The organism is Neochlamydia sp. AcF95 (assembly GCF_018342455.1).
In the GTDB taxonomy this organism is placed as follows: Bacteria; Chlamydiota; Chlamydiia; order Chlamydiales; family Parachlamydiaceae; genus Neochlamydia.
On the sequence record NZ_JAEMUC010000034.1, the window covers coordinates 1 to 10122 of the forward strand.

Sequence of the window (10122 nt, forward strand, 5' to 3'; positions counted from 1 at the left end):
CCTAAGTAAATCTCAGCACCTTGCTGTTTTTCTTTTGGAGAATTAATTCTACAACTTCCTGGATGAAGCTCTTTCCATAAATTGGCTTGTTGAATTAACTTCTTCCATTCTTTACATACTAGCCTTGCTCGACACAAATCTACCGACCGCAACTTTGCAAATATCTGTAAGCTAATCTCGGCATAAGGACCCTGGCTAAAGGAGAGATTCCTTTTTTCTATCTCCTTAAACTCAGGAAATACAACAAGAGGAAGATTTGGATTTTCTATATTCATTAGCTTTTTCTCTTATTTATTAATATTTAGTGCCATTTGAATTTTAACTTTTCTAAAAATTACTTAAATTTTGGTAGCCTGCTTGCAAACACACCTATCGAAGAAAGGCTATAGGAATAACAATATATTTTTTAATAAAGATTGCTTTAAATAACTTTGGCTTTTGGTAAAACGTTGGCTGCTTAAAAAGTGGAAAGAAGGAAAGCTAGTTATCATTTTTAACCTTTAAATTTGCTCAAAAAGCAACCTACTATTTATTTGAATAAATGTCTATCCAATCCATCATTTATGTAGCAATTTATCCTTAAAAAACCTATTCTTAGGCTCTCTCATTCAATTATATAAGTTATAGTTATTTGAATTCTATTTTTCTAAGGATATATGTATAATCAATTGGCATGGTATATTCACACGATTTAAGAATAAAAGCTTTGAATTATATAGAGAATGGCGGCTCAATGGCCACCGCTAGTGAGGTGTTTGGTGTAACAGTTCGCACGTTAACCAACTGGATTAAGCGGAAAAAACAAGGTTGTTTAGCTCCTAAAAAAAGACGACAGAGCCCCAGTAAAATAGATAGTGAAAAGCTAAAATTATATATAAAACAAAATCCTGATGCCTACCTTAGGGAAATAGCTGAGGCATTCGGAGTGACAATAACTGCAGTTTTTTATGCCTGTAAAAGACTGAAAATCACTTTAAAAAAAAGACACCCTTCTACAAGGAAAGAGATGAGAATAAACGAGAGGAGTTTAGACAAAAGCTAGAAAACATTCCGGAAGAAAATAGGATTTACATAGATGAGAACGGGATAAATGCCTACTTACAGCGCCAGCATGCAAGATCACCTATAGGAGAAAAGATTTATGGTGCTATAGCAGGTCGTTCATTTGCTAGAGAAAGCTGTATAGCAGCTAAATGCAAGTCTAAAATTTTAGCTCCTTTTTGTTATACAGGCACTTGTAATTCTCTTCTGTTTAACATTTGGCTAGAAAAAATATTGATACCTGAACTTAAAGCAGGAGAAGTTCTAATAATGGATAATGCTACCTTCCATAAATCGCAAGCCACTGATGAACTTATTAAAAAGGCAGGGTGTGAGATTTTATTTTTACCGCCTTATTCTCCAGATCTAAACCCTATTGAAACCTTTTGGGCTAATTTTAAGAAGATTGTGGCAGCAAACTTAAGTAAGTTTTCTACTCTTGCTCAAACCATTGATTACTCTTTTTTAAGTATATGTTAATGAACAGAAATTTAAAATTCAAACCACTATATTATAATCGTTTTACTTTATAGTCGCCAGGAATGCGACCTTCTCTATCTTTAATATCTGCTCTCGCTCTGTACGCTAATAGCCATGCAATTACTTGCTGATGACCTTGCTTTACGGCCCAATGCAAAGCAGTTAAACCCTTTTTCTTATCTTGAGCATTGATATCTACACCTTCTTGTTCAATCAAATAACGCAGATCTTCAATATTGCCTTGATGTGCTGCTCGGCGTAATGCTTGCTACTTGCCTTTCAACTTGTAGCGATCCAATAAATTGTATAATTTCTTGATTTTTCTTCTATTATTTCTGAAAGACCGCGCAAACTATACTGAACGTCCTGTAATAAGGGGTGAAGAGGATGAAGTTTTTGTAAAATGGCTTTAGCTCGTTGGCAATGCCTAAAAGCTTCTGCAAAATATCTCAAGCCAGCTAAAACTTTTACTAAATTAAGATGTGTTCTTGCAAGCGATTCGAGAACTTCACTTAATTGAGACTTTTGATAGTAGGGAAAAATGGGGGAAGAAATATCCTCATAAGTTCGCATTGCTTTTTCATAACTGTCTTTAGCTTCTATATTTTGCTCTAATCTATATAAAGCATTTCCCAAATCGGAATAGGTATGAGCTAAAGAAAGATAAGCTGACCGACCTAATTTTTGATAAATGCTTATTGCTTGCAGATAATAGTTTTTGGCTTTACTATAATCATTTAATTTATATAAAGTATCCCCTAAGTTGAAATAAATCCCAGCTAAAATAAGGGGGAGAAGAAAAAAAACCTTTCTCATAAATATTTATTGCTTGCAGATAATGAGATATAGCTTTTTCATACTGGCCAAAATCTTTCAAAAGATTACCTAGCTCATTATGAATGCTTGCTGTAACAGGATGACCATTCGGAAAATTGTGTGTTTGTATTAAAAGAGCTTTCTCAAAACACTTTTCAGCTTTTTGCTGTTCTTCCTTTCCCCCTAGCTCGCTTAAAACCTTTCCCATATTTCTATAAATTCCTCCTAATTTACAGTGAAGAGGATTAATTTCCTTATAAATATTTATAGCTTTTTGGCAATATTTGATTGCCTGCAGAGGGTTTGATTTTTCAATAATCCCTCCTAGATTGTGATAAGTCTCTGCAATATAAGGATGATTGGAAGAGTATATTTCTTTAAAAATTTTTAGAGCTTTAAGAAAAAACTTCTTAGAAGAACTAAACTTACCTAGTTGTAGATAAGCAGTTCCCATATTATTATAAAGTTCAGCTAATACCGCAGAGTTGTCGGGAGAAAACTTTCGAAAAATCGATAAACACTTTTCGTAACTCTCTTTGGCTTCCTGGGGCTTGCCAAGGCTGTAAAAAACTATCCCTAGATTAAGGTAAATAGCCGCAAAAAAAGGATGATCTTGAGAAAAGTTTTTTTCATGGATTAAGAGAGCTTTTTGGTAGAATTTTTCTGCTTTTGCATACTTACCTTGCCCTTGCAAACAATTGCCTAAATTATTGTAGATCATTTCGAAGTCAGGGTGTTCTGAAAATATAAAGGCTTGCTTTGCGCATTGCAAAGCTTTCCTAAAAGCTTCTTCTGCGTGAGCATAATCCCCTAAATCCAGCCAAAGGTTTCCACAATTATTATAAAAGCCTATAAAGATAGGGTTTGTTGGAGGATAAATTTGACCGTAAATTTTACCTGCATGATCAAGATAACTTTTGGCCTTAGCAAACTCACCTAATCTGGTCAAAATTATCCCTAAGCTATGATGAATATCTGCTGCGTCAGAAGACTCTACGAAAGAATCTTTTTCATATAAAATTAGTCGCGCTTTTTCATAAGTCTTCCTAGCTTCGGCATATTGCCCTAAATCTTTCTGTAAATTTCCTAAATTATTATAGATACCTGCTATAAAAGGGGGGGGAATATCATCGATTCCTGCATAAATTTCTAGAGCCTTTGCGAAGCGCTTTTTTGCCTCTTCATAATGTCCCAAGCCTAGATCAGCCCTTCCTACTTTATTTTCAAAATCGGCTATATATAAATTCGCTTTCCAGATAATACTTTTTTTTAAACAGTGTTCCCATGTTTTTTTTGCTGCTTCATAAGCTCCTCTACAATTAATATAGTGATGCCCTACTCTATCTCTTAAGGTTAATGCCATTTCTCTTTCGATTTCTAGCTGCTCTGCATGAGTAGCAATGTTTTCTACATGCACAATCAAACGATAATTATCATTAGCCTTATCTAAATTAGCTTGATCATATTTAAAACTTTCATAAAAAAAGCCAAGACCCTTACCGCAAGCCTTTCTTTGCTCTTCTTCTTTAAGCTGGTCTCTTGTCACTAGCTGTACTAAGCTGTGGACATTAATCGCTTCAGCATTGACTTCAATCATGGAATAGCGTCTAAGTAAATCAATAGTATGATTAATATCTAATAATGGAGTCTCTGACTGATAGAGCTTAATCACCCACTCTTTAAGTAAATCACGCGGAATGCCATGTGAACTTAAGTAAGCACAAAATTGCATTAAAGGATCGACTAAAGAGGGGCATTCATTACTTTCCTTTTCTCTTGCTTCATCCTGCCGGATCTTTTGCATAGATACATGCCAAGTCACCTGAACTGTCGCCTGGTAGATATCTGGCGGCACTTCAAACTCCCATAACACCTTATAGTGTTGTTCAAACTTCTCCCTATACTCTTTTATGGAAATGTGGGTTTCCTTGATGTAAAAAGCCGCTTGAGAAATAGCTAAGGGTAAATTTTGTAATAGATCGGCTAGTTTACCAGCTTCTTCTTTTTGATCTTCTAGATGAGTAATTTTTAGGATAAGCTCGATAGATTCTTCTCGTTTAAAAACGCCTAGGGTAAAAACATGCGCATTAGGCCAATTAGGCTTACGAGAAGTGATGAGAAGATGTCCACCCGATTCAGGCAGCCAACTATTAAGAGTGGAAGCATTTTCGGCATCATCAAAAATCAGCAGCCAACCAGGATTCCCTTTAAGATAGCGATGAACTTTCTTGACTAGCGCTTTATCTTCTTTTTCTTCTTCTTTAGTTAAAAAGATATGAAGCTTTTCTGCTAAGTTGCTATAAGATTGTAGCAATGCAGCTTCACTTGCAGCATTTAACCACCAAATAAAATTATATTGAGGTGCTGTACGGTAAGCATATTGCAGGGCTAGCTGCGTTTTACCTACTCCTCCTAAGCCCACTTGTGCGGCTAATACTAAAGGCTTGCCTTGAGTCAATGTTTCCTCTAAAGCCACTAAATCAGCTTCGCGACCAGTAAAGTACTCATTAGGGGGTGTTAAATTACTCCTAGCCTCCAAGTAGGCTTTATGCTCTGCTAAGTTTGCAGCTTGCTTAGCAAAATAGACTTTTAAAGGCCAAGTATTATCGTTTAGCCACTCGGCAGCTTTCTTTAAAGAGCTAGGCACGCCCCCTAGGGCTTGCCCTATCTTTTCAGCTTCTTCAACGCTATGTTCGTCCTTGTGGTGGGTGACTTGCAAGAGGTAGTTTTTGCTTTCCTCGCTGCTAAATAAATTCACGGGTATTTGATGAATAGCACTATCATGAGCTTTATCGCGCGAAGTAACAATTAATTTACCTTGTTTTTTTTGAGCAAGCTCGATAAGGCCTAACTTTCTTAGCAGGGAAATATGGCTAAGCCCATCGATGACGATCAGCCAATGGCTATGCGTGCTTAGCCACTCTTGCCAATCCTGCCTTACTTTCTGGCTAAATTCTTTTAAGCCTTGCTCAATAAACCACTCTTTTTCTCCTCTCAACCACAAGGCTTGGCTATAGAGCTCCCTTTGTGCATAAAAATAAACTTTAGCGAGTTCTGTTTTACCCGTAGGACAGTAAACCCCTTCTTCATTAATCAAGCTTACCAGGCCAAATTTTTTTAAGCCTTTCTCTAAAGCTTTACTAAGATTAGGACGGCAAAAAAGATTGGTATTGGGTAAAGGAGCTTCTATATAGCTTAAGGTATATTCTTCTAAATAGCTGCCCGCTGGAGGAGCAGGCAATAAAGTGACTTTTTTATCTGTAGCTTGTGGATTATAAAGGGCAAAGAGGCCATGTTGTTCTACTTTATTTACCAAGTGAATGAGAGCTTGAGACTCAATTTCGCCTTGCAGCCCACCTTGAATTTGAGGAGAAAAAATTTTTTCTATTAACCGATCTTTTCTGTAGAGATGGGCTTCCAAAAATTGCCTTTTAATGTAGAGATAAAGCTTTTCAGATTTTCCACTCAGTGCTAAACAACCCAGATAACGGTCATGTATTATTGTCCTTGGGGTGCTTGATATACTGATAGCTAAAGGATCACTCAACATTTTTTGTTCCTTATATGTTTTTTGAAGTTATCCATTTTTCAAAATCTCTTATTTCAGAAGGGTTCAAAAAGATTTTAATAGTATTTTTAATTAAGGGATGAAGTTGAACAGAATGAGTAGAAATTTTAACAGGAAAAAAATCCTTTAAAATTGGGAGAAGGAGTCCAACCACCTGAGCGCTTCTTTCTTTCTCTATTGCATATCGTTCCTCCAGAAAAGTAGCTAACAAGCTTCTAGAAACGATGGGTTCCTCATTGCAACATAATAACTTAAAAAGCGGAATAGCTAAAGGCAAGGTGCCTAATCCTCTTCTAGCTTCTTGCTTTTTTTGTATAAAGCTATAAATAGTTTCCAAAGAATCTAGATTTAAAATTAAATTATGTAAAAGATGATGAGAACCTTTCAAAAGGTCAGGCGTAATTGTAACGCCTTCTCTTAAAAAATTCGCTATGATAGTTAAAAACAAAGGAGGGGCTTTCAAAAAAGAGTCAAAAGCAGCTATTTCCTGTTCTGTTTTTTTACTTACTTCCTTTAATAAGCTTAAGGCTTTAGAAGAACTTAAGGGACCTAGCTTTAAAGAAGCAAACTGCCGATCCGAATCATGCTTCCCAATTAAAATAATATTCCCTTTCCCATTTGGTAATCGAGACTTAACTAAATCCATATCCTCTATATCATCCAAGATAAGAAGATAAGAATTTCTTATAAGAGTGCTATTGACCTGCTCGAATAAGTCGTCATTTATTTCAATAGTGATTCTATGCTTTTGAGCTATTTCTTTGTAGCTAGCTTCCATAGCTTCAATCGAGCGACATGAGACATAACCCAGAATAGTATACTTAGAGACATTAAGATAAGCATAATATAAGGCTAATGTTGTCTTGCCAATCCCCTCTTCCCCTTGAATAAAAGGGATTTGGCCACGAGAAAGGACATCGTCTAAAAAATCGATCTCTTGAAATCTTCCACAGCAAACCGAAGAGAGGGAAAAATTGCTTTTTTCAGAAAGACACCTATTATTGCGACCATGTCTTTCTGACGTGCATTCTAGCTCACCTTTTAAGCTTCCGCTATGGCTCTTTATTGACTCTCCTAGCTTGCAAACAAGGGCAGGTACATATTCAACTCCTCGCACAAGCTCACGGGCCTCCCTCTTCTCATCATAACGGCCTGTCATCCTTTCTAAACACTCCACTGCTTCTTCTTCTGTAAAAACGCCTACTTCAATCTTAATAATTTTTGAAGGCCATTTTCTTTCTCGGGATGTAATAAGGATATGACCTTTCAACTGATCAAAAGAAGGCAAATAATCAGCAATTAAATTTAAACTTGGAGCATTGTCAAAGATAACTAGATAGCCGGGGTTTGTCTCTAAAAAACTTTTAAATTCTTCGTTTTTGATAGAAGGTAGCTCTTGTTGAATGTCTTTTAAGCTTTTTTCAAGTGTATTCTTATCAGTAGCGTCTATCCAAAAAACCTGCGCATATTTAGAGGACCGTCTTGCGTAAGATAAAGCAGCCGAAGTTTTGCCTGTGCGGCAAATTACTCCTTCTGCTTGTATCAGAGCTACCAAGGTACCATATGAAAAAGCTTCTTCTAAGCTAAATGTTTTTCTAATCTGATAAAATGAGTTTTCAAGGGGAAGCTTATAAGTTTTTCCTCTTTTGTCCTCTTTTGAAGAACTAGTTATAAGCTTTTTTTTTTCGTCTCTACAACAACTCCAGCTTCTCCTTCGTTAGCAGAGTTAAGTAAGGTTTCGATTTCTACCTTTTTCCAATCATTTAGCGCATCTTTAACATTAATTACGCCCTTTTCTCCTGTATTTCTCTTATGTACCATATTAGCCATACGGCAAATCATACTTAACATGCAGATATAATACTCTTCATCGGTTCGAGCCCATTGATAATCCTTACAGCCTGTCAGCATGCTTAAAGCAGAAGCATCCCATTCTCCTTTAAGAAGAAGAGGAAAAACAGAGTGTTGTCTATCACCTCCATCTCTCTCTATTCTCTCAGCCAACTGATCCGCTAATTTCCCTACAAGGGTAGAAAGGTTTTGTGTTCGATAAGCATTATCTTTCAAAGCTAGCATAGGAGTGCATAGGGCAAAAACAAAATCACTGTCTTTCAGAGTACCATGCTGACGTAAGGTAGGTACGCCAGGAATATCGGAAGCTCGAGACCTAAAAAAATGTTTCCAATCTAAAATATCCAAATCAGCGCTTAAAGTTCTCTCAATCCAGGCTTCAGTTTCATCGGTACAATCATAATAGATATAACAGGTGGGAGAATATTGAAAGACTTGTTTCAATTCTCTTAATTTTGCCTTAAATTGGCGATGTAAAAAAGCTTTTTTCTGGTTGAGTGCTTCTTTTTCTTCTAAGCTAAGCCACTTCTCAATGCAAGACTTTATAATATTAATCTCTGAAGGAAAATTTTTATAGTAGAACTCGGCTAGCGAATAATAAGCATTTTTAGCTTCAAACTTATTTTCAAGAGTCTCATGAATAAAAGCTTTTATAAAATAGTTCACCGCTTCCGAGTCCGAATGATACTCGCTTCCAAGCAGCGTTTCTACCATAGGACGATCTTTAAATTCTGTAGCGGGGCAAGTATCTTCTACCTCGCCTTTTAACATTTCTACCAAAAAATCACTTCGATCAGCAGGTAACAAGCAATGTTGAGAGGTATAGAGGAAATTAATCCTTTGTTCTTGCCACACCAGTTTCTGCTTTTTCGCTTCTAGTTCACTCGATAGTTGATTCTTTAACAATTTTCCTAGCTTAGAATATTCTATCAAAGCGCATCTTAAAGATTTATGAGCCGCTATAATTTTTGAAGTGTCGTTTTCAAATTGCCTTATGTTTCGCTCTGCAACTTCTTCTGCTTTCGCAGCCGTTTGATTTAATTGAGCAGCAAATTTCTGTAATGCTGGATTACCAATTTGTACATCGAGAGGACGCGGACAAATCCAATTCTTAACTTTCTCTATGAGGTTTTGTTGCTTTAATTCTTCTACAATAGCTTGAATTAGTATCGCCTCATTATACTGCACTTCATCCTTTCCTTCGCGATCAGTGCGCGAACATTTAGTATTATGAATAGCAAAGACGTCTCCTTTATCATCTAATACAGGAGATCCTGATGAACCTGGCGCTGTAGTAGTTCGATATTGAACAACGAATTTATGCTTTTTTACTTTTAGTATTCGATTACCACGAAAAGCCCATTGTTTGTATGATGTTTCGCCCTTTCCTGCTTCTTGAATGAGAGGATGTTGAATGATATTAGCACGACCATTTACCTCAGGGAAAGACTGTGAAAATATAGATAATCCCAATTGATAAATCCTATCTAGCTTGGGATGAGCTTTAAGAGCTACAATAGTAAAATCAAGTTTACCGATTTCAAAAGGCAAATTCTCACTAGGTTCAGGACTTGTATAAAACCATCCACCTTGCTCTTCATCAGGATTAAAATTAACTTCTATGACATCACTTCTACCCTTTTCATAAAAAAATTGTGCATGAGCCTCTCGAGCATCTTGTTTGTCTCTAAGAACATGATTATTAGTAAGTAGAAGGCCAGGCCCAATAAGAAAACCTGTTCCTCTCCGCGCTGGCTTTGGATGGTAAATTCTGCATACAACTTCAACGCAGTTAGCCAAACGCCTAACATTGTCTACTGGCACCAATCCTCCCTCTGACTCTAATGTAAGCTTTTTAACAGCTTTTTTTTCTTGCTGTTCGAAGGGGGGTCGAAAAGATGCGCTCATTTCCGCAAATTTTGTCTCATTTAAGGAAGAGTGATTCATAGAAGGTTCCATACTATTATTTTCCTTTGTAAAAAAATAGATAAAATACTAATAAAAAATATTTTTTCATTATTAAAGCTAGAACGGCGTCCAGCTTGCACATAGAATATTTTGAAACTTTTCTGTGAGCCGTTTTTGTCTTAATCAAATGAAAAATTTAACTTATATTTTGGTAGAAAAAAAATTGCAACGTTTTTTCTTCTGGAAGAGAAAATCTCTAATAGCCATTAGTTAAATTTACTCAGCACATAATCAAAGGATTTTATCAGCGATTCCAGCTAAAAAAATTCCCTCTGTGATAAACTAAAAAAGAAATTTTTTTTCGTAAACAATTAGGTGAGTTTAGTTATGGGAATGTGGGCGAAAGAGAAAAAATACCTTTGTGCTGCAGGTTTACTGGCCATCACACGTAAAGCTTT

Annotated in this window: 6 protein-coding genes and 2 pseudogenes; 2 read left to right on the forward strand and 6 right to left on the reverse strand. The window is 36.2% G+C overall.

Annotated features, from left to right (window positions below):
- Positions 1 to 275 (reverse strand): F-box protein (locus NEOC95_RS03390; protein WP_213151612.1); only part of this gene is annotated, 275 nt, incomplete at its 3' end.
- A gap of 398 nt (positions 276 to 673) precedes the next feature.
- Here NEOC95_RS03390 and NEOC95_RS03395 point away from each other — a divergent pair.
- Complete coding sequence (locus NEOC95_RS03395; RefSeq protein WP_213151614.1) at positions 674 to 1042, forward strand: IS630 transposase-related protein; 369 nt, start codon at positions 674 to 676, stop codon at positions 1040 to 1042.
- Positions 1033 to 1521, forward strand: a pseudogene (locus NEOC95_RS03400) (IS630 family transposase); the annotation flags it as partial. The gene NEOC95_RS03395 and the pseudogene NEOC95_RS03400, both read left to right, overlap by 10 nt.
- A 31-nt stretch (positions 1522 to 1552) precedes the next feature.
- On the opposite strand, the pseudogene NEOC95_RS03405 reads toward NEOC95_RS03400, so the two are convergent.
- The 5 genes and pseudogenes from NEOC95_RS03405 to NEOC95_RS03425 form a co-directional block, all read right to left on the reverse strand.
- Positions 1553 to 1771: pseudogene (locus NEOC95_RS03405) on the reverse strand (ankyrin repeat domain-containing protein); the annotation flags it as partial.
- A 29-nt stretch (positions 1772 to 1800) separates the two neighbouring features.
- A complete protein-coding gene (locus NEOC95_RS03410) occupies positions 1801 to 2337 on the reverse strand; it encodes a tetratricopeptide repeat protein (protein WP_213151616.1) in 537 nt (178 codons plus the stop codon).
- Positions 2264 to 5887 carry a tetratricopeptide repeat protein gene (locus NEOC95_RS03415; protein ID WP_213151619.1) on the reverse strand — a complete coding sequence of 1208 codons (3624 nt, stop codon included), beginning with the start codon at positions 5885 to 5887 and terminating at the stop codon, positions 2264 to 2266. The genes NEOC95_RS03410 and NEOC95_RS03415 overlap by 74 nt, the downstream gene beginning before the upstream one ends.
- Positions 5888 to 5897: 10 nt before the next feature.
- Positions 5898 to 7460 carry a TniB family NTP-binding protein gene (locus tag NEOC95_RS03420; RefSeq protein WP_213151621.1) on the reverse strand — a complete coding sequence of 521 codons (1563 nt, stop codon included), beginning with the start codon at positions 7458 to 7460 and terminating at the stop codon, positions 5898 to 5900.
- 113 nt (positions 7461 to 7573) lie between these two features.
- On the reverse strand, positions 7574 to 9715 hold the full coding sequence (locus NEOC95_RS03425; RefSeq protein ID WP_213151623.1) for a trypsin-like serine peptidase: 2142 nt from the start codon (positions 9713 to 9715) through the stop codon (positions 7574 to 7576).
- Positions 9716 to 10122: the final 407 nt, after the last annotated feature.

What these genes read in the sequence shown, in the direction of transcription:
- NEOC95_RS03425 (WP_213151623.1), bottom strand. Translation starts at nt 9,715, where the DNA reads ATGGAACCTTCTATGAATCACTCTTCCTTAAATGAGACAAAATTTGCG.
- NEOC95_RS03415 (WP_213151619.1), bottom strand. Translation starts at nt 5,887, where the DNA reads ATGTTGAGTGATCCTTTAGCTATCAGTATATCAAGCACCCCAAGGACA.
- NEOC95_RS03410 (WP_213151616.1), bottom strand. Translation starts at nt 2,337, where the DNA reads ATGAGAAAGGTTTTTTTTCTTCTCCCCCTTATTTTAGCTGGGATTTAT.
- NEOC95_RS03395 (WP_213151614.1), top strand. Translation starts at nt 674, where the DNA reads ATGGTATATTCACACGATTTAAGAATAAAAGCTTTGAATTATATAGAG.